Origin of the sequence: Peribacillus sp. NPDC101480 (assembly GCF_050277335.1) — a bacterium.
In the GTDB taxonomy this organism is placed as follows: domain Bacteria; phylum Bacillota; class Bacilli; order Bacillales; family DSM-1321; genus Peribacillus.
In genome coordinates this window covers 1-19,981 of record NZ_JBNNSB010000003.1, presented here as the reverse complement: position 1 = coordinate 19,981, position 19,981 = coordinate 1, and the positions used below count along the sequence as shown (strand labels likewise).

At 40.3% G+C, this 19,981-nt stretch carries 16 protein-coding genes and 1 rRNA gene; 9 read left to right on the top strand and 8 right to left on the bottom strand.

What is annotated here, in order from left to right:
• Positions 1-231 precede the first annotated feature (231 nt).
• The 8 genes from noc to rpmH form a co-directional block, all read right to left on the bottom strand.
• A complete protein-coding gene (gene noc, locus ACQKMF_RS11350; RefSeq protein ID WP_101223976.1) occupies positions 232-1,092 on the bottom strand; it encodes a nucleoid occlusion protein in 861 nt (286 codons plus the stop codon).
• A gap of 378 nt (positions 1,093-1,470) precedes the next feature.
• Complete coding sequence (rsmG, locus tag ACQKMF_RS11345) at positions 1,471-2,187, bottom strand: 16S rRNA (guanine(527)-N(7))-methyltransferase RsmG (RefSeq protein WP_101223977.1); 717 nt, start codon at positions 2,185-2,187, stop codon at positions 1,471-1,473.
• Between the two features lie 30 nt (positions 2,188-2,217).
• Entirely contained in the window at positions 2,218-4,104 is a 1,887-nt protein-coding gene (gene mnmG / locus ACQKMF_RS11340; RefSeq protein ID WP_402943051.1) for a tRNA uridine-5-carboxymethylaminomethyl(34) synthesis enzyme MnmG, read from the bottom strand.
• A 21-nt stretch (positions 4,105-4,125) separates the two neighbouring features.
• Positions 4,126-5,511, bottom strand: a complete 1,386-nt coding sequence (gene mnmE / locus ACQKMF_RS11335) for a tRNA uridine-5-carboxymethylaminomethyl(34) synthesis GTPase MnmE (RefSeq protein ID WP_101223979.1) — start codon at positions 5,509-5,511, stop codon at positions 4,126-4,128.
• A 332-nt stretch (positions 5,512-5,843) separates the two neighbouring features.
• Positions 5,844-6,464 (bottom strand): RNA-binding cell elongation regulator Jag/EloR, encoded by a 621-nt coding sequence (gene jag / locus ACQKMF_RS11330; protein WP_101223980.1) that lies wholly within the window; start codon positions 6,462-6,464, stop codon positions 5,844-5,846.
• Positions 6,461-7,249, bottom strand: coding sequence for a YidC family membrane integrase SpoIIIJ (gene spoIIIJ / locus ACQKMF_RS11325; protein ID WP_098185086.1), 789 nt, complete (start codon positions 7,247-7,249; stop codon positions 6,461-6,463). The genes jag and spoIIIJ overlap by 4 nt, the downstream gene beginning before the upstream one ends.
• A gap of 175 nt (positions 7,250-7,424) precedes the next feature.
• Positions 7,425-7,781: a ribonuclease P protein component gene (rnpA, locus tag ACQKMF_RS11320; protein ID WP_101223981.1), complete on the bottom strand. Its 357-nt coding sequence runs from the start codon at positions 7,779-7,781 to the stop codon at positions 7,425-7,427.
• An 80-nt stretch (positions 7,782-7,861) separates the two neighbouring features.
• Positions 7,862-7,996: a 50S ribosomal protein L34 gene (rpmH, locus tag ACQKMF_RS11315; protein WP_034316183.1), complete on the bottom strand. Its 135-nt coding sequence runs from the start codon at positions 7,994-7,996 to the stop codon at positions 7,862-7,864.
• Between the two features lie 931 nt (positions 7,997-8,927).
• On the opposite strand from rpmH, the gene dnaA reads away from it, so the two are divergent.
• From dnaA to ACQKMF_RS11270, 9 genes are all read left to right on the top strand, one after another.
• Entirely contained in the window at positions 8,928-10,277 is a 1,350-nt protein-coding gene (gene dnaA, locus ACQKMF_RS11310) for a chromosomal replication initiator protein DnaA (protein ID WP_057914144.1), read from the top strand.
• 192 nt (positions 10,278-10,469) lie between these two features.
• On the top strand, positions 10,470-11,606 hold the full coding sequence (dnaN, locus tag ACQKMF_RS11305) for a DNA polymerase III subunit beta (RefSeq protein WP_427573202.1): 1,137 nt from the start codon (positions 10,470-10,472) through the stop codon (positions 11,604-11,606).
• A 220-nt stretch (positions 11,607-11,826) separates the two neighbouring features.
• Positions 11,827-12,039 carry a S4 domain-containing protein YaaA gene (yaaA, locus tag ACQKMF_RS11300; RefSeq protein ID WP_034316192.1) on the top strand — a complete coding sequence of 71 codons (213 nt, stop codon included), beginning with the start codon at positions 11,827-11,829 and terminating at the stop codon, positions 12,037-12,039.
• A gap of 21 nt (positions 12,040-12,060) precedes the next feature.
• Positions 12,061-13,179 carry a DNA replication/repair protein RecF gene (recF, locus tag ACQKMF_RS11295; protein ID WP_048687943.1) on the top strand — a complete coding sequence of 373 codons (1,119 nt, stop codon included), beginning with the start codon at positions 12,061-12,063 and terminating at the stop codon, positions 13,177-13,179.
• 12 nt (positions 13,180-13,191) lie between these two features.
• The gene (gene remB, locus ACQKMF_RS11290) at positions 13,192-13,455 is read left to right on the top strand and encodes an extracellular matrix regulator RemB (RefSeq protein WP_101223983.1); all 264 of its coding nucleotides are present in this window, start codon (positions 13,192-13,194) and stop codon (positions 13,453-13,455) included.
• A gap of 74 nt (positions 13,456-13,529) precedes the next feature.
• On the top strand, positions 13,530-15,455 hold the full coding sequence (gene gyrB, locus ACQKMF_RS11285) for a DNA topoisomerase (ATP-hydrolyzing) subunit B (RefSeq protein WP_063577547.1): 1,926 nt from the start codon (positions 13,530-13,532) through the stop codon (positions 15,453-15,455).
• 95 nt (positions 15,456-15,550) lie between these two features.
• Positions 15,551-18,103, top strand: coding sequence for a DNA gyrase subunit A (gene gyrA / locus ACQKMF_RS11280; RefSeq protein ID WP_101223984.1), 2,553 nt, complete (start codon positions 15,551-15,553; stop codon positions 18,101-18,103).
• Positions 18,104-18,494: 391 nt separating this feature from the next.
• The gene (locus tag ACQKMF_RS11275) at positions 18,495-19,562 is read left to right on the top strand and encodes an HD-GYP domain-containing protein (RefSeq protein ID WP_427573749.1); all 1,068 of its coding nucleotides are present in this window, start codon (positions 18,495-18,497) and stop codon (positions 19,560-19,562) included.
• Positions 19,563-19,890: 328 nt separating this feature from the next.
• Positions 19,891-19,981 (top strand): 16S ribosomal RNA (locus ACQKMF_RS11270); the annotation flags it as partial.

Below are 19,981 nucleotides of genomic sequence, written 5' to 3'. Positions count from 1 at the left end.
CTATATAAATCTATTGATTTGTACCGTAAATCCATTTATTTCTTTCTATTTTATCATGAATGTTACTTTAAGAAATCGTTTTCTGAAATTCCTCTTAAAATTTCAAACACACTTAAAAGCATTAAAAATCCGGGGAAAGTTGAATGTTTTCAAGGAGGAAAATGCCAGTTTTGGAGTGAAAATAAAAAAGCTTGGTAATCGAAGACTACCAAGCGGGCTAAGGATAGGGAATCAAGTTTTTTTCTTGGGTATTTTAATCGTGAACTGATAATACTCCTCGAATTCTTCTTCCTCTGCATCCAAATTTATTCCATTGTCTGTAACCATATTGAGTGATTGGCGTATGGTATTCACGGCAATCCTCATGTCTTTACTAAACGCTTTTCGCTTAGGTTTCGGCTTCTGCACAGTACCCGTCAGGAGCTTGACGACCTGCTCTTCGGTCTGCTTGACGTTCAACCCTTTTTCGATGATTTCCACAAGCAGTTTAAGCTGCTTTTCAGGACTCTTTAACGGTATCAACGAGCGGGCATGGCGTTCCGTAATTTGCTTTTGAAGAAGTGCATCCTGAACCTCCTGTGGCAGCTTAAGCAGCCGAAGCTTATTCGCCACGGTAGACTGACCTATTCCCAGTCTTTGTGCCAGAGCTTCTTGGGTTAAACTATGCAGCTCCAATAGTTTTCCGTAAGCCAAAGCTTCTTCAATCGGTGTCAGTTCTTCACGCTGAAGGTTTTCTATCAGCGCGACGGAAGCCGTTTCTGTATCGGTGAAATCCTTGATTATAGCAGGTGCCAATTCCCAGCCAAGCTTTTGCATGGCCCGGAAACGTCGCTCACCTGCAATGATTTCATATTTTCCCTGACCATAAGCCCTTACTACAATTGGTTGAATGATCCCATGAGTATGAATCGTTTGAGCCAATTCAGCAATTTTATCGTCATTAAAAACGGTCCTTGGTTGAAATCGATTAGGCACAATATCAGAAATGGAAATTTTTCTTATCTCTTCATTATTATTGCTAGGTGTCTCCATCTCTAGTTGCTCTTCTTCTTTTTCGCCAAACCCAAAGAACCGCGAAAAAGGATGCTTCATCTTCCTACACCACCTTTTAAAACTCCCAAATAACATATTCTCTATTTAAAGGACAAGTCCTGCATACATTTCCCGACATGGTTATACATATGGCCCTTCACTGTAAAAAACATGTCGACTGGCGCCATCAAGGCAATAATGAGGAATGGAAGGCCGGTTATTATGAATATCGGCCGGCATGCCCTAGACTATTTCCCTGAATCAGCCAGCACAGGGCACACGTTTTAACATGTACCTAAATGTCTTTTTGCTAGCAAATGCAGTATTGAGTGAAAATAATAAGTTCATACATTTATAGTAAAAGAAAATAAGGGCAAGTACCAGCCATATATCTGAATCATCTGCGCTTACTATGAAAACATACTCCTCTTTCAAGGATTATTCAATAGGCTGTTTATTTGGTGTCCCTGGTTTTCTCGGGTACTTTTTAGGAGTCTTCTTCACTTTTTTTACAGTAATGATGTTTCTTTCACTATTTTCCTCTGGCAATGTGAAAGGATGAATTTCTTCGATTTCTCCGCCTAACGTAAAAATGGCCTTCTTCCCAGTGTCCATTTCATCTTGTGCACTAGCCGCTTTCATGGCAATGAAAGTCCCATCCGGTTTAACAAGCGGCAAACATAGTTCACTTAAAACGGACATCCTGGCTACCGCCCTCGCCATGACGATATCATAGGATTCGCGATGCTCCGGTTTTTGGGCGAAGGTTTCAGCCCGGTCATGATAGAAGGAAACTCCCTTTAATTGCAAGGAATCCGCAAGGTGATTCAAAAAAGAAATCCGCTTATTCAAGGAATCCACAATCGAGACGTGGATATCAGGGAAACAAATCTTCAATGGAATACTCGGAAATCCAGCTCCAGCCCCAACATCGCAAATTCGATATGATTTATTAAAGTCAAAATAGAAGGCTGCACTGATTGAATCATAAAAATGCTTCAGATAAACTTCTTCTTTATCAGTGATGGCTGTTAAGTTCATCTTTTCGTTCCATTCCACCAATAATCGATAATAAGTGTCAAACTGATCAAGCTGTTGAGGAGAAAGCTCGATTCCTTTCTCCAGCAGTGCTTGTTGGAACTGTTCAATATTCATGTCTGCTTCAATCCTTTTCGGGTATTTCCATTACTGAGATACTCTGGCGATCTTACCTTGTTCCAAATAAACAAGCAAAATGGAAACATCAGCGGGATTCACACCTGAAATTCTTGAAGCCTGAGCTACTGATAGCGGGTGGACCTGCTTTAATTTTTGACGTGCTTCCGTTGCAAGACCAGAAATTGCATCATAATCGATATTCTCTGGAATCTTTTTATTCTCCATTTTTTTCAGGCGATCGACTTGCTGCAAGGATTTTTCGATATATCCTTCATACTTGATCTGGATTTCGACCTGTTCCGTCACTTCATCGCTCAGTTCGACATCACTTGGCGCCAACTTCTGAATGTGGGAATAATCCATTTCAGGCCGTTTCAATAAATCGGAGGCACGGATTCCATCCTTCAACTCACTGCCGCCGCTTGCAGTAATGACTTCTTGAACCTCTTTGGTCGGTTTGATGAAGTTTGTTTTCAGTCGTTCCTTTTCCATTTCAACCGCTTCTTTTTTCATAAGGAAACGATTGTAGCGTTCTTCTTTGATCATCCCGATATTGAATCCAATTTCCGTTAAGCGTAAATCGGCATTATCATGGCGCAATAATAAACGGTATTCTGCACGTGAAGTCAGCAAACGGTATGGTTCATTCGTACCTTTCGTCACAAGGTCATCAATGAGAACACCAATATAGGCATCCGAACGGCTTAAAATCAGTTCTTCTTTACCCATTGCATTCAATCCTGCATTAATACCGGCCATCAACCCTTGTCCTGCTGCTTCCTCGTAGCCGGATGTCCCGTTAATTTGGCCAGCAGTATACAGATTTTTGATTTTCTTCGTTTCAAGTGTGGGCCATAGCTGCGTAGGAACGATAGCATCATATTCAATTGCATATCCAGCACGCATCATTTCCGCCTTTTCAAGTCCTGGAATTGTTTGCAGGATTTTCACTTGTACATCTTCAGGCAGACTGGTGGATAAACCTTGCACATAAACTTCCTTTGTATTACGGCCTTCAGGCTCCAGGAAGATCTGATGCCGTGGTTTATCATTAAAACGAACGACTTTATCTTCTATCGATGGACAATAACGCGGTCCGGTTCCTTTTATCATTCCGGAATACATTGGCGAACGGTGCAGATTTTCATCAATGAGCTGATGTGTCCCCTCATTCGTGTACGTTAACCAGCATGGCAATTGATCCGTTATGAACTTTGTCGTTTCATAAGAAAATGCGCGTGGCACTTCATCGCCAGGCTGAATTTCCGTTTTGCTGTAATCTATGGAAGAGCTATTCACACGTGGCGGCGTTCCTGTTTTAAAACGGACCAAGTCAAATCCTAACTGCTCTAAATGCTCAGAAAGCCTGATGGAAGGCTGCTGGTTATTTGGGCCGCTTGAATATTTCAATTCCCCTAAAATGATTTCACCGCGTAAATATGTTCCCGTCGTGATTACGACTGTTTTCGCACGGTAAACCGCGCCTGTTTTAGTGATGACACCCGTACATACGTCGTTTTCAACAATTAATTCCTCTACCATTCCTTGAATCAATGTCAAATTTTCTTGGTCTTCTATCGTCTTTTTCATTTCTTGTTGATAAAGAAATTTATCTGCCTGCGCCCGCAGCGCACGAACAGCCGGACCTTTTGCCGTATTGAGCATCCTCATTTGAATATGGGTCTTGTCGATATTTTTTCCCATTTCACCGCCTAAAGCGTCAATTTCCCTAACGACTATCCCTTTTGCCGGCCCGCCAACGGAGGGATTGCATGGCATAAAGGCGACCATATCCAAGTTAATGGTGATCATCAACGTTTTAGCTCCTACTCTTGCAGCTGCAAGGCCTGCCTCACTGCCAGCATGACCGGCACCAATAACAATGACATCATAGCTACCTGCTTCGTATTGCATATCCTTTTCCTCCTTTTACACTTATTTTCCTAAACAAAATTGAGAGAACAATTGGTTGATCAAATTATCCTGAACGCTTTCGCCAATGATTTCTCCAAGTAGCTCCCAGGCTTTCGTGAAATCGATTTGAACCAAATCAACCGGCGTACCCATTTCAATAGCATCGATTGCATCTTCAATAGACTGTAATGCCTGTCCAAGCAAAGCTATATGCCTGGCATTGGAAACATACGTCAGGTCTCCCGTTTCTAAAGAACCTTCAAAAAATAAAGAAGCGATGGCTTCTTCCAATTCATCGACTCCTCGATCCTCCAGTAATGAGGTGGAAACAACTTTATGGGATGCCGCCTTTTCCTTAACCTTTGCCATATCGATTTTTTGTGGAAGGTCGGTTTTATTGATGATAACGATAACATCCATACCCTCAACCGCTTGAAACAGTTTCTCATCTTCGGCAGTGAAATCATCCGAATAGTTCAATACAAGCAATATTAAATCAGCCTCTTTTAATACTGCACGAGACCGTTCAACTCCAATTCGTTCAACAATATCTTCCGTTTCGCGAATTCCTGCTGTATCGACAAGTTTAAGCGGTACACCGCGAACATTGACATACTCCTCAATTACGTCACGTGTTGTACCTGGAATATCAGTGACAATCGCTTTATTTTCATGAACTAAGCTGTTAAGCAAAGAAGATTTTCCGACATTAGGGCGCCCTATGATAACGGTCGCAAGCCCATCCCTAAGTATCTTGCCCTGTTGGGCCGTGTGAAGCAGCTTCTCTATTTCATTCTTCACATAACTGCCCTTTTCCAAAAATAAACGATGCGTCATTTCTTCGACATCATCATATTCAGGATAATCTATATTAACCTCGACTTGTGCGAGGGTCTGTAAAATTTCTTGTCGCAGGTTTTGGATTAATTTCGAAAGCCGGCCTTCCATTTGACCTAATGCAACATTCATCGCTTTATCCGTTTTAGCGCGGATTAAATCCATAACGGCCTCAGCTTGCGAAAGATCGATCCTGCCATTCAAAAAAGCCCGTTTCGTGAATTCACCAGGTTCCGCTAAACGAGCACCTTGTGAGAGAATGAGCTGCAATACCCGATTGACCGAAACGATTCCACCGTGACAATTTATTTCAACTACATCTTCCCTTGTAAATGTCTTTGGACCCATCATGACCGAAACCATGACTTCCTCTATGATTTCACCTGTTTTAGGCTGGATAAGATGGCCATAATGAATCGTGTGTGATTTCACATCAAGCAATCCTTTTCCACCTGGCCCTTTAAAGATCCTGTCGGCTATTTCTATGGCCTCATCACCGCTGATCCTAACGATGGCGATTGCCCCTTCCCCTAAGGGAGTAGAGATAGCGGTGATTGTATCGAATTCCATGCTTTCACCTCTTATATATTGATGTTTCTATTTTTTATTCTGATAACAAAATCGTCGAATCCCTAAATTACTACAATACCATAGTATATAGATGAAAAAAAGTAGATACTCCTTCCTCTCGAGAGTTATCCACATGCCATTAATCCATATTCTGTAACATTCATTTTAACTTATCCACATGTGAATAACAAATATCGTCCGCATCCCTTTACGGATCAAGAATATATAGAGAAATATGTCACTTATTGTTGAATTGATACTTTGTAAAAAAATATTCGACACACATTGATAGCAGCCCTAAAAAAAAGAACCCCTGCTTAAAAGCAGAAGGTTCATTTAAGTGGAGTAATGACTAAGTGGCGATATGGTTCCGTCCCACTCGAAGTCGTTTTTATTTTTGGATAATCCAAGAGAGCATTATGGATGACCTTTCGTTCGTAGGATGGCATCGGCTCAAGTGAAACAGCTTTACCTGTTTTCAAGGCTTTATTTGCCATTCTTTCGGCCAATTGGATTAAAGTGTCATTGCGGCGATTTCGATAATCTTCTGCATCTACAGTAATATTCAAAAACTGCTTCGAATATCGATTTGCTACCAGCTGTGCTAAATACTGAAGTGAATTTAGTGTTTGACCCCTTTTTCCAATCAATAAGGCAATTTTATCACCTGATAAATGGAATGTTACGTTCTTCCCTTTACGGGTGACATCAATTTGTGCATTGACTCCCATTTCCACGCTGACATTCTTCAAAAATCCAAGTGTCTCTTCAATGGGATCCGGAGGCAATGTCACATGGACGATTGCCTTCCTTGCACCAAATAAACCAAAAAATCCTTTTTTGCCTTCATCTTCTATTTCAATCTCCACGCGATCCTTAGTGCTGTTCAATTGAGCTAAAGCTAAATTTACTGCTTCTTCGACAGATTGTCCTGTAGCAGTCACTTTTTTCACTTTTTCTTTGCCCCTCCCGCGTTTTCCGCAGCTGCTTTTCTAAGATCCGGACCTTTGATGAAATATGTTTGAACGATACCAAAAATGTTACCAACTACCCAGTAAAGAGAAAGAGCAGCGGGGAAATTAATAGCAAATACAACAATCATGATTGGCATGATGTAAAGCATCATCGTCATTTGTGCCGCCATTTGTGGATTCGAATTCATTCCAGCCATGGACATCTTTTGCTGGATGAAAGTCGTGATACCTGCAACGACCGGTAAAATATAATAAGGATCCGGGGAACCTAAATCAAACCAAAGAAAACTATGTAAAGCAATTTCTTCCGTACGGCTGATTGCATGGTAAAATCCGATCAAAATTGGCATTTGCACCAATATCGGCAAACATCCCGCCAATGGATTCACATTATATTTTGAAAATAGAGCCATTGTTTCTTGCTGTAGTTTTTGTTGTGTGGCAGCATCTTTTGAGCTGTATTTTGCTTGAAGTTCTTTCATTTCAGGCTGAATGGCCTGCATGGCTTTCGAGCTTTTCACCTGTTTAATCATTAATGGAAGTAATGCTAAGCGAATGATTAGTGTAACACCGATGATTCCCAAACCATAGTTCTCGCCAAATGCTTCAGAAAGCCAGATGATCAGGGCTGATAATGGATAGACAATGTATGAATTCCAAAAACCTTCACTATCCGCAGTAATAGGTTCTTTAATTTCCGTACACCCTGCTAACAACATCATTATCGAGGCTAGTCCAATAATGAGTAATATTCGTTTTTTCAACCGTAATTTCCTCCTAACTTCAATCAATCTTTTTTGAAACAATTGTGAACTGTTTGATAGAAGATTTCAAGGAAAAACAATCCACTTTTTCCACAGTTACAATCGGGATTTTCTATGTCATCTTTCTCAAGTAACCACATGATCCGAGGAGTGCTTATTCGATATTAAGGGGACTTTATTGTTTTTTCATTTTAAAGTTTAGTGATTTAGAACGTTTAAGGACATGGATCAAGCTGCTTTTCACCTGGCTAAAGTCCATCTCCGCCGCTGGTTTTCGAGCAATCACAATATAATCCTTACCCTCTTCTATATCTTCTTTCAATTCCAAAAACGCTTGCCGTATGTATCTTTTGATTTGGTTCCTAACAACGGCGTTCCCGATTTTTTTACTGACTGAAAGGCCGATCCTAAAATAATCCTGACCTGGCTTTTCAAGGACATAGACAACGAATTGCCGATTAGCAGAAGATTCACCTTTTTTAAACACAAGCTGAAATTCGTCCTCTTTCTTAATCCTTAACTTTTTTTTCATTTTTACACCTTCATTACATGAATTGAGTCTCAGTAAATCCCTTATTTTGCGAAAAAAGACCACTGAGACTTTTCAGTGGTCTATGCAGATAATACTTTTCTGCCCTTACGGCGACGTGCAGCGATTACTCTACGTCCGTTTTTCGTGCTCATACGTGCACGGAAACCGTGAACTTTACTATGTTTGCGGTTATTCGGTTGATAAGTTCTTTTCATTATATGACACCTCCCTGAGGAATAACAGTTAAAGACAGTCTTTACAATTATATAGATGGAGGTTTCTACTTGTCAACCTCATCCATAAAAATATTTCTTTTTTAATGCTCAATGTCCAGTTGGCCTTTTTTTACTACCTAGCCTATTGTAAATGATTTTGCTCCGAACTGATATAGAAATTTTTGGGGAAAGGCAAATTTCCATCATTTTATCCATGAGCACAAATATGAGATTCGCAATGAATCCTTCCTTGATCGAAACAACATTCGACAAATAATAAGAATGGACGTGAATCATCTTTCGATCTGTCCCATGCAGTACTTTCGGCTTGAACAACTTCGTTCAAAACAAATTAGTTCAGCCGATAATCACGGTCTGTGGATAAATTTCGACATGTTTTTTTCTATCCACATCCCATTTCATGGACTTTTGCACATAACAATGGCCTGTGGAAAAGTTTTTCCCACAAGCTCGGTAAGTTGTGGATAAAGTTTTCTAACCCATTGCAAGACGCCTGAATTTCTGATATTATATTTGTGTTTTCACTCTGAATAACTTTATCAACAGGTAAGGTTTATCCACAGACTGTGAATAACTTGTGGATAGTTTATCCGACCTGTGTATATTAATCTGTCCACAGATGGTGGATATTGTCGAAAACCCTTTTTTCTTCTTTATTATATATTTCTTAAAATACCTGTTGATGAATAAACATTCAAATCTACACTGGTTCACCAGATGTAGTCTGTACAAAGGTTGTACAGCGCAAGATATAGTTTTTAGGCACTTCATACACAACACAAAAATCCCTTAATACAGCTCACCGAACCTTTGCTGTCAAAATTAATATAAAGACGGCAATCGATGAGTTTATTTGTGCCTATACATTTAGATACAATTATTAAAAATATTTTGCAAAGGAGGGATAAGTTTGGATAACATCGATAGCCTCTGGAACCAGGCGCTCGGAAAAATCGAAAAAAAAATCAGTAAACCAAGCTTTGAGACTTGGCTTAAATCAACCAAGGCCTATTTACTGCAAGGTGATACTTTAACAGTCACCGCTCCCAATGAATTTGCCAGGGATTGGCTTGAAGAACGCTATTCCCATCTTATTTCCGATGTATTGTTTGAACTTACCGGTGAGGAATTGGAAGCAAAATTCATCATTCCCCCCAATCAAGAAGATGATGATTTTACCGTTCCTGTTCAGCCTAAAAAGATAAAAAAGCAGGATAAAGAGCATGCTGCATTTCCACAGCATATGCTTAATGCGAAAAATACATTCGATACATTTGTCATCGGCTCCGGCAATCGTTTTGCCCATGCCGCGTCTCTCGCTGTCGCAGAAGCTCCGGCCAAAGCCTATAATCCCTTATTCATTTACGGGGGCGTCGGCCTTGGAAAAACTCATTTAATGCATGCAATCGGGCATTATGTTCTAGAGCATAATCCGAATGCGAAGGTCGTTTATTTATCGTCTGAAAAGTTCACGAATGAATTCATCAACTCGATCCGGGACAATAAAGCTGGGGAATTCCGTGATAGATATCGAAGCGTGGATGTTTTATTAATTGATGATATTCAATTCCTTGCGGGAAAAGAACAAACTCAAGAAGAGTTTTTCCATACATTCAATGCATTGCATGAAGAAAGCAAACAAATCGTCATCTCGAGTGACCGCCCGCCAAAAGAGATACCTACACTAGAGGATCGCCTCCGTTCAAGGTTTGAGTGGGGCTTGATCACGGATATCACGCCACCTGATCTAGAAACGCGGATTGCCATATTGCGTAAAAAGGCAAAAGCTGAGGGTCTTGATATCCCGAACGAAGTCATGCTCTATATCGCCAATCAAATCGATTCCAATATTCGTGAGCTTGAGGGTGCACTTATTCGTGTCGTCGCTTATTCTTCATTGATTAATAAGGATATAAATGCCGATTTGGCAGCTGAAGCATTAAAAGATATCATCCCTAGCTCAAAACCTAAAATAATCACCATTTTGGAAATCCAGAAAACGGTCGGTGAACATTATAGTGTCAAACTTGAGGATTTCAAGGCGAAAAAACGGACTAAATCCGTGGCCTTTCCGAGACAGATCGCCATGTATCTTTCCAGGGAGTTGACGGACTCATCCCTGCCCAAGATAGGTGATGAATTTGGAGGTCGCGATCATACGACCGTTATCCATGCGCATGAAAAAATCTCCAAACTCATGCAAACGGACACCCAGCTTCAACGTCAGGTTAAAGAAATCCAGGACCAGCTGAGGGTATAATGGATTCTGGATAATGTGAATAACTGACGACTACTTACACACAGTCTGTCCACATGTGGATAGACTGTTTTTCCTTAGGTTGAGTGGACTTATCCACATATCAACAGGCCCTACTACTATTACTACTATCTTTTTTAATAAAAATTATTAATAAATATGCCTATTCGGCAATAAAAAATTGGAGGATGAAACATGAGATTTATAATCCAAAGAGATCGATTAGTTCATAGTGTCCAAGAAGTAATGAAAGCAGTCACATCAAGGACGACGATTCCGATTCTAACGGGGATAAAAATAAGCGTTACTAGTGAGGGTGTCACTCTAACAGGAAGTGATTCTGATATCTCCATCCAATCATTCATTCCGGCTGAGGTTGACGGAGATGAAATCGTTGAAGTTAAAAGCAGCGGCGGTATTGTCCTGAATGCCCGTTTTTTCAGTGAAATTGTCAAAAAGCTGCCGATGGATACTGTAGAAATTGAAGTGGAGAACAACTTCCAAACGATTATTCGCTCTGGAAAAGCTGAGTTTAATCTAAATGGACTGGATCCTGAGGAATATCCACATCTTCCGATCATTGAAGAAGAAAATATTTTCAAACTTCCAACGGACCTTTTAAAGACCCTTATCAGACAAACTGGCTTTGCAGTGTCCACGTCAGAAACACGCCCCATCTTAACAGGTGTAAACTTGAAGGTTCAAGATGACGAATTGACCTGTATTGCAACAGATAGTCATAGGCTTGCAATGAGGACAGCCAAAATAGAAAATAAAATTAACGGGACCTATAGCGTTGTCATCCCAGGTAAAAGTTTGAATGAGTTAAGTAAGATCCTTGATGATACAAACGAACTCATTGAAATCGTCATTACCGAAAACCAAGTACTTTTCAAAGCTGAAAATTTATTATTCTTCTCAAGACTTCTTGAAGGGAATTACCCTGATACATCACGCTTGATTCCATCAGATAGCAAAACCGATGTGACTGTTCACACCAAGGATTTCCTGCAAGCGATCGACAGGGCTTCTTTATTGGCGAGAGAAGGAAGAAATAATGTCGTCAAATTGACAACCCTGGAAGGGCGTATCATCGAAGTCTCTTCCAATACTCCTGAAATTGGTAAAGTAATTGAAGAGGTTCAGGCAGAAGCCATTGAAGGTGAAGAACTGAAAATCTCATTCAGTGCCAAATTTGTAATGGATGCTCTAAAGGCATTGGAAGGTTCCGATATAAAAATTAATTTCACAGGGGCAATGCGTCCGTTTGTCATTCGTCCGCTACATGATGATTCCATGCTGCAATTAATTCTCCCAGTAAGAACTTATTAAGCTAAAATAATATTTCAAAAAAATTAAAGGCTTGTATAGCAGGTCTTTAATTTTTTTATATTTAAACATAGGTTTCCAAAGGGTTCTTGGCGTTTTTTTAATACTGTACGGAACGGTGAATCGCTAAAAATAAGAACTGAAAAAGCTATACTTTGTCTTAATGGGATTAATTTAGTAAAATGAAATATTAAAGACTACTTAGAAATGAGTGAGGCATGAAATGGACTCCATAAAAATCAATACTGAATATATTACGCTTGGACAATTCCTGAAATTGGCCGATTTAATCCAAAGCGGCGGAATGGCGAAATGGTTCTTAAGTGAATACGAGGTTTACATTAATGGCGAATTAGACGTGAGAAGAGGCAGAAAATTAAGATCAGGTGATAAAATAGAGATTCCTGGATTTGGCACCTACACAATTACAAGCTAAAACATAAGGGAAGAGCGGAATATGTATATTGAAAATATAAGTTTGAAAAATTACCGCAACTATACCGAATTGAATCTGACTTTTGAGAATAAAGTCAATGTAATCCTCGGCGAAAATGCTCAAGGAAAAACAAATGTCATGGAATCTATTTTTGTTTTAGCAATGGCAAAATCTCATCGCACCTCAAATGATAAAGAACTTATTCGCTGGGATGAAGAGTATGCTAAAATAGAGGGAAGAGTTAGAAAGAGAAATACCTCAATACCACTTGAGCTGACCATTTCAAAAAAAGGGAAAAAGGCGAAGTGCAACCATATTGAACAAAGAAAGTTAAGTCAATATGTCGGAAATATGAATGTGGTCATGTTTGCGCCTGAGGATCTAAACCTTGTAAAGGGAAGTCCTCTAGTCAGACGCCGTTTTATAGATATGGAAATTGGCCAGGTTTCTCCCGTATACCTTCATGATATGAGCCAATATCATAAAATACTTCAACAAAGAAATCATTACTTAAAGCTTCTGCAGACCCGAAAACAAACGGATACGACGATGCTTGACGTGCTGACCGATCAATTTATTCAGTATGCAGCGAAAATTGTCGAAAGAAGATACGAGTTTCTTTTAAAGCTCCAGCAATGGGCAGAGCCGATTCATTCGGGGATCTCCAGAAATCTAGAAGTATTGAAAATCCAATATAAACCGTCGCTTGATGTATCAGAATCTATGGATTTGACGAAAATGATAGAAGTATACACAGAAAAATTTGATAAAATAAAAACAAGGGAAATTGAACGGGGTGTAACACTGGTAGGTCCTCATCGTGACGACCTGGTTTTTTTTGTGAATGACCGGGATGTCCAGACATACGGTTCACAAGGACAACAGCGAACGACGGCCCTGTCTTTGAAACTTGCCGAAATTGAGCTGATCCATGAAGAAATCGGCGAGTATCCCATTTTATTATTGGATGATGTGTTATCGGAACTTGACGATTTCCGCCAATCCCATTTACTGAATACAATACAAGGGAAAGTGCAAACATTCGTGACGACACCCTCCGTTGATGGAATCGATCATCAAACCCTAAGAGAAGCGTCCACCTTTTATGTTAGTCAAGGAAGTATAAAAAAGGTTAAATGATGAGGTGAATGTATGTATCTCCATATTGGTGAAGACATTCTTGTGAAAACGGACGATGTCATAGCCATTTTAGATAAGAAGCTGCTTCAGGCCTCTCCAATCATGAGTGAATTTTTGGAGAAAAAGTCTGATGTAACTTACCATTTAGCAAAAAACTCGGTTAAATCGATTGTAGTGACGGACAAACAGGTATATTATTCACCGCTTGCGTCGTCCACCTTGAAAAAGCGTTCACTGCAGCCATCGCTCTTAATCGATGATATAGATATTCTTTGAATTGTAGCTAAACGTATAATTACTCCTGAAAATTGATAAATGCCAAAAGAAAAGTGTAGGTGATACGTATGACAATGGAACAAAAAGAAGTACAAGCTCAGGCATACGATGAGAATCAGATACAGGTTTTAGAAGGCTTAGAAGCAGTTCGTAAACGTCCGGGGATGTATATCGGCACTACCTCTGCAAAAGGACTTCACCATCTTGTTTGGGAAATTGTCGATAATAGTATTGATGAGGCACTGGCTGGTTTCTGTACGGAAATCAAAGTGACGATCGAAGAAGACAATAGCATAACCGTAGTCGATAATGGTCGGGGAATTCCAGTGGGGATCCATGAAAAAATGGGACGCCCAGCTGTAGAAGTAATCATGACGGTCCTTCATGCGGGCGGTAAATTTGGCGGCGGAGGTTATAAGGTCTCCGGCGGTCTGCATGGTGTGGGGGCATCAGTAGTTAATGCCTTATCCACGGTATTGGAAGTTTACGTTCATCGTGAAGGTAAAATCCATTATCAGCAATTTAACCGCGGTATCCCAAAGGAAGATTTGAAAATCATCGGGGAAACCGATCATACCGGAACGACTGTACACTTCATTCCTGATGGTGAAATCTTCACGGATACCTTGGAATATGACTTTGATACATTAGCCACACGAATCCGTGAGCTTGCATTCCTGAATAAAGGGTTGAAGCTGATCATTGAAGATAAACGTGAAGAAGAAGAAAAAATCAGGGAGTTCCACTATGAGGGCGGTATCAAATCTTATGTTGAGCATTTGAACCGTTCTAAAGAGGTATTGCATGAGGAACCGATTTTCATGGAAGGCGAGAAAGATGGAATTTCCGTTGAATTGGCTTTGCAATATAATGACAGCTATATCAGCAATGTCTTTTCTTTTGCCAATAATATTCATACCTATGAAGGCGGTACACATGAATCGGGATTCAAGACTGCTTTGACCCGTGTCATCAATGATTATGCACGGAAAAATGGTCTTTTAAAAGAAGCGGATGCCAATTTCTCAGGTGAAGATGTCCGGGAAGGTTTAACGGCAATCATTTCGATTAAGCATCCTGATCCGCAATTTGAAGGTCAGACGAAAACCAAACTCGGAAACTCTGAGGTAAGAACGGTTACTGATTCCATTCTTTCGGAACGACTTGATGCCTTCTTATACGAAAATCCTGCCGTGGCCCGAAAAATAGTAGATAAAGGGCAAATGGCAGCGAGAGCCCGAATGGCTGCGAAGAAAGCACGTGAATTGACCCGGAGGAAAAGTGCTTTGGAAGTATCCAATCTACCAGGTAAATTGGCAGATTGTTCTTCTAAGGACCCGAGTATCAGCGAATTATACATCGTTGAAGGAAACTCTGCGGGAGGATCGGCAAAACAAGGGCGGGACCGCCATTTCCAAGCTATCTTGCCGCTAAGGGGTAAAATCCTGAATGTTGAAAAAGCGCGATTGGACAGAATCCTGCATAATGAAGAAATAGGTACGATCATCACAGCACTTGGAACAGGCATTGGTGATGAATTCAATACTGAAAAAGCCAGATACCATAAAATTGTTATCATGACCGATGCGGATGTGGATGGTGCCCATATCAGAACACTGATGTTGACATTCTTCTACCGGTATATGCGAAAAATCATCGAGTATGGATATATATATATTGCTCAGCCGCCACTTTTCAAGATTCAGCAAGGGAAAAAAGTGGATTATGCTTATAATGACCGCGAGCTTGAAGAAATCATGGCAAGTTTGCCAAGTACTCCAAAGCCTAACCTGCAGCGTTATAAAGGGCTGGGGGAAATGAATCCGGAGCAATTGTGGGAAACGACCATGAACCCAGAAACGAGAACGCTGCTTCAAGTCAGTTTGAAAGATGCCGCCGAGGCAGATGAAACTTTCGAGATGCTGATGGGCGACAAGGTGGAACCGCGACGTAACTTCATTGAAGAAAATGCAATTTATGTAAAAAATCTCGATATCTGATTTTTGACAGGATGCTTTTTACATCCTGTTCTTTACATAGTGCACGAACAGTTAAACTTAAATGAGATATAAGCTTTTAATAGGAGGTTGGCTCCATGTCAGAAAATGAAAGATCAGGTGTTAAAGAAATAAATATAAGTACCGAGATGCGGACATCGTTTTTGGATTATGCGATGAGCGTTATCGTGTCGCGGGCTTTGCCTGATGTAAGGGACGGTTTGAAACCGGTACACCGAAGAATTCTTTATGCAATGAACGATCTTGGAATGACTTCGGATAAACCATTTAAGAAATCAGCCCGTATTGTCGGGGAAGTCATCGGTAAATATCACCCGCATGGTGATTCGGCAGTATATGAAACGATGGTACGGATGGCGCAGCCTTTTAACTATCGCTATATGCTTGTAGATGGACATGGGAATTTCGGTTCGGTCGATGGTGACCAAGCTGCCGCAATGAGGTACACCGAAGCGAGAATGTCGAAAATCTCGATGGAGTTACTCCGGGACTTAAATAAAGATACGGTCAATTTCCAGGATAACTACGATGGTTCAGAAAGAGAACCAGCCGTCATGCCTGCCCGTTTCCCGAACTTGTTGGTGAATGGTTCATCAGGAATAGCGGTAGGAATGGCAACCAATATTCCGCCCCATCAATTAGGTGAGGTAATTGACGGCGTATTGGCTTTAAGCAAGAATCCTGAGATTACAATTCCAGAGTTGATGGAATATATTCCTGGTCCGGACTTTCCGACAGCCGGTTTGATTTTAGGGAGAAGCGGAATCAGAAAGGCCTATGAAACCGGTAAAGGGTCAATCATTCAACGGGCGAAAGTCGAGATTGAAGAGAAACCGAATGGTAAGCAGGTAATCCTTGTTAAGGAAATCCCTTATCAAGTGAATAAAGCAAGATTGATTGAAAAAATTGCAGAACTTGCCCGAGATAAGAAAATCGAAGGCATCACCGACTTACGGGATGAATCGGATCGCAATGGCATGCGTATTGTCATGGAGCTTCGAAAGGATGTTAATGCGAATGTCCTTTTAAACAACCTGTATAAGCATACTGCGATGCAGACCACCTTCGGAATCAATCTGCTTGCTTTGGTGGACGGTCAGCCAAAGGTGCTGAATTTAAAACAATGCCTACGCTACTACTTGGAGCATCAGCAGGTAGTCATACGGCGCAGGACTGAATTTGAACTGCGGAAAGCGGAGGCCCGTGCCCATATTTTAGAAGGTTTGCGTATTGCACTTGATAATTTGGATGCAGTCATCTCGTTGATCCGCAGTTCCCAAACGACAGATATTGCCCGTGAAGGCTTAATGACACAATTCTCACTTTCCGAAAAACAGGCGCAAGCTATCCTGGATATGCGTTTACAGCGCTTGACAGGTCTGGAACGTGAAAAAATTGAAGATGAATACCAGGCATTAATGGCTATAATTGCAGAATATAAAGCGATTCTTGCTGATGAGGAAAAGGTTCTTGAAATTATTCGTGAAGAACTTCTTGAAATTAAAGAACGTTTTGATGATAAACGGAGAACTGAAATCACATTAGCCGGGTTTGAAAGCCTGGAAGATGAAGATTTAATCCCAGAGGAAAATATAATCGTGACACTTACGCATAACGGTTATATTAAACGCTTGCCTGCAACCACATACCGCAGTCAAAAACGCGGGGGGCGCGGAATACAGGGTATGGGCACGAATACAGATGACTTTGTCGGTCACTTGTTAACCACTTCGACTCATGACACTCTATTATTCTTCACCAACAAAGGTAAGGTCTATCGTTCCAAAGGTTATGAAATACCTGAATATGGAAGGACAGCAAAAGGATTGCCGCTTATCAACCTGTTGGAAGTCGATAAAGGCGAGTGGGTCAATGCAATCATACCTGTGAAGGAATTTGCGGACGATTGGTATTTATTCTTCACGACCAGACATGGGATATCGAAGCGTACACCTTTATCGTCTTTTGCAAATATCCGTAATAATGGTTTAATTGCCCTAGGCTTACGTGAAGATGATGAATTGATTTCTGTCCGTCTTACGAATGGAGAGAAACAGATCATAATTGGAACGAAAGCCGGGATGATGATCCGTTTCCCTGAGACGGATGTACGGACAATGGGACGTACTGCGGCGGGAGTGAAAGGGATTTCCTTAGGGACGAATGATGAAGTTGTCGGAATGGAAATTCTTGAAGATGATGAAGAAGTCCTGATCGTTACGAAAAACGGCTATGGAAAACGGACCTCTGCGGAAGAATACCGTATTCAAAGCCGTGGAGGAAAAGGAATAAAAACATGTAATGTCACTGAGAAAAATGGTGAACTTATAGCTGTGAAAACAGTTACGGGAGTAGAGGAAGATTTAATGCTGATTACAGCAGCTGGTGTATTGATCCGAATGGAAGTCGAAGGCATTTCTAAAACGGGCCGTAATACACAGGGTGTTAAGCTCATCCGACTCGAATCCGCAGATAATGAATATGTTTCGACGGTTGCCATCGTAGGAAGGGAAGAAGAAGAAGAAAAAGACCTGGATATAGAAACGGTCACGACTCTAGATCCGGATTCTGATCCTGAACCTACCGTAATTGAAGAAAATGATGAAACTGAAAAAGATACGGAAGAATAATCTTTTCATAAAAAAAGGGGTTCGGAATTTTAATTCTGAACCCCTTTTGAAATTCCCTTTGAATTTTAAGGCAAAGGGTTCTATCAAAAGTTAAAACAAAGTTGATTGGAGCGGGACTCCTGCGGGAAAGCGAGTACCTGTAGAGGAAATCAATGCTCAAATTGTATAGACCGTAAAAAAACTGTAGACCCAGCAATTAAGCTGGGTCTTTTTTTTTTGCGCATTAGCGTATTTCAAAATGATAATGTGGGTAAAAAGACTCGTTAGTTTTGCATAAGTTTGCTAATAAATTGAATTTTTTTAGGTATTTAATCATAATAAAGATAGTTTTTACCATGTTTTTTAAGTAAAATGATACTCATTAATACTACCGAGGTGAAACGTTTTGCTAGTGAAAACTCGCTATTTAATTGAAGGCTGCATCCTCTCGAAAGAGATTAGAGGTCTTTCGAACCACCCCATTATGTATGAAAAAACAATATTGACCAAGCGATTGATTGAGGCTTTGCAAGCCTTTTTAATAACAGAGGTAAGCGTTGAAAAAACTTTGATTGATGGAAAGAAATTTCTGCCGAAAGAAGTAATGGATCCAGAATTGGATGAAATCGAAGAGTCATTGGATTTTACGGATTTGTATCTTAAGTCAGTAGAAACATATAAACGATTATTTAAAAATTGGCAGGCGGGCAGTAAAGTCGAGGTGGCCATGATTCGTTTAATCATGATTCCCCTTATGGATAAGGCTTTAGAGGAACCAGGAAACATTTTGATGCTGCACCACTATTGCACTAAAGAAGAATATGTATATCATCATGCCATTTCCATTGGATTGATAGGAGGATATATTGCATATAAAATGAAATGCAATAGGGCTGATGTCTACCAAGCGGCAATTGGCGGATGTCTGGCAGATTGCGGGATGGCAAAGCTGTCACCAAGGTTATTAAATAAAACGGAAAGCCTGACAGCGGATGATTATGAGGAGATACATGCTCATCCTATTTTCAGCTATAAGATGATTAAAGATAGTTCAAGCATAAAGGATAGTGTGAAGTTAGCCGTTCTAGAGCATCATGGAAGGTTAGATGGAACGGGTTATCCCAAAAGATTGAAAACAAAGCCCATGAATCTATTCTCAAAAATCATTGCCGTTGCAGATGTATTTCACGCCATGACTTCCGAAAGGACATATAGAAAGAAACAATCACCGTTTAAGGTATTGGAGATGATCTTACATGATGACTTTGGTAAATTCGATATTGGGGTAGTTAAAACCTTGTTATCAAGCTTCGCTAATTTTTCCATGGGAAGCATGGTCAAACTGAACAATGGATTCATTGCTGAAATCATTTTCATTGATGCCGTCTCGCAAACAAGACCGGTCATAAAGGTGATGGATAGTGGACAAATTATCAATTTAGGGATTAATCGTGAATTATATATAGAAGAAATACTATAAAGTTCAAAGAAAAAGTTTACTCTTAAAAATGTATGCTTTTTCTTCTTGATTAGGTGTACAGTCATAGGATTTGAAATCTATGAATTCATGTATATTATTTATTTTAAAATAACTATTGCTTTTATTTCTGATACTAGATATAATAACTAAGTCGACAGCGAAAGAAAAAAAGTTGTTGACAAAAAATAATATAGTTGATATATTATTAAAGTCGTTTCCAAACGAACGACGATAAATTGCTCTTTGAAAACTGAACAAAACAAAGCGCCAACGTTAAATTTTAAGTGAGCACACACTATCAAAAAAGCAAATGAGCAAGTCAAACATTTCTTCGGAGAGTTTGATCCTGGCTCAGGACGAACGCTGGCGGCGTGCCTAATACATGCAAGTCGAGCGAATCGATGGGAGCTTGCTCCCTG

Excerpts from the sequence above, each read along its gene's own strand:
- noc (WP_101223976.1), bottom strand. The coding sequence starts at position 1,092 with ATGAAGCATCCTTTTTCGCGGTTCTTTGGGTTTGGCGAAAAAGAAGAA.
- rsmG (WP_101223977.1), bottom strand. The coding sequence starts at position 2,187 with ATGAATATTGAACAGTTCCAACAAGCACTGCTGGAGAAAGGAATCGAG.
- mnmG (WP_402943051.1), bottom strand. The coding sequence starts at position 4,104 with ATGCAATACGAAGCAGGTAGCTATGATGTCATTGTTATTGGTGCCGGT.
- mnmE (WP_101223979.1), bottom strand. The coding sequence starts at position 5,511 with ATGGAATTCGATACAATCACCGCTATCTCTACTCCCTTAGGGGAAGGG.
- rnpA (WP_101223981.1), bottom strand. The coding sequence starts at position 7,781 with ATGAAAAAAAAGTTAAGGATTAAGAAAGAGGACGAATTTCAGCTTGTG.
- rpmH (WP_034316183.1), bottom strand. The coding sequence starts at position 7,996 with ATGAAAAGAACTTATCAACCGAATAACCGCAAACATAGTAAAGTTCAC.
- dnaN (WP_427573202.1), top strand. The coding sequence starts at position 10,470 with ATGAGATTTATAATCCAAAGAGATCGATTAGTTCATAGTGTCCAAGAA.
- yaaA (WP_034316192.1), top strand. The coding sequence starts at position 11,827 with ATGGACTCCATAAAAATCAATACTGAATATATTACGCTTGGACAATTC.
- recF (WP_048687943.1), top strand. The coding sequence starts at position 12,061 with ATGTATATTGAAAATATAAGTTTGAAAAATTACCGCAACTATACCGAA.
- remB (WP_101223983.1), top strand. The coding sequence starts at position 13,192 with ATGTATCTCCATATTGGTGAAGACATTCTTGTGAAAACGGACGATGTC.
- gyrB (WP_063577547.1), top strand. The coding sequence starts at position 13,530 with ATGGAACAAAAAGAAGTACAAGCTCAGGCATACGATGAGAATCAGATA.
- gyrA (WP_101223984.1), top strand. The coding sequence starts at position 15,551 with ATGTCAGAAAATGAAAGATCAGGTGTTAAAGAAATAAATATAAGTACC.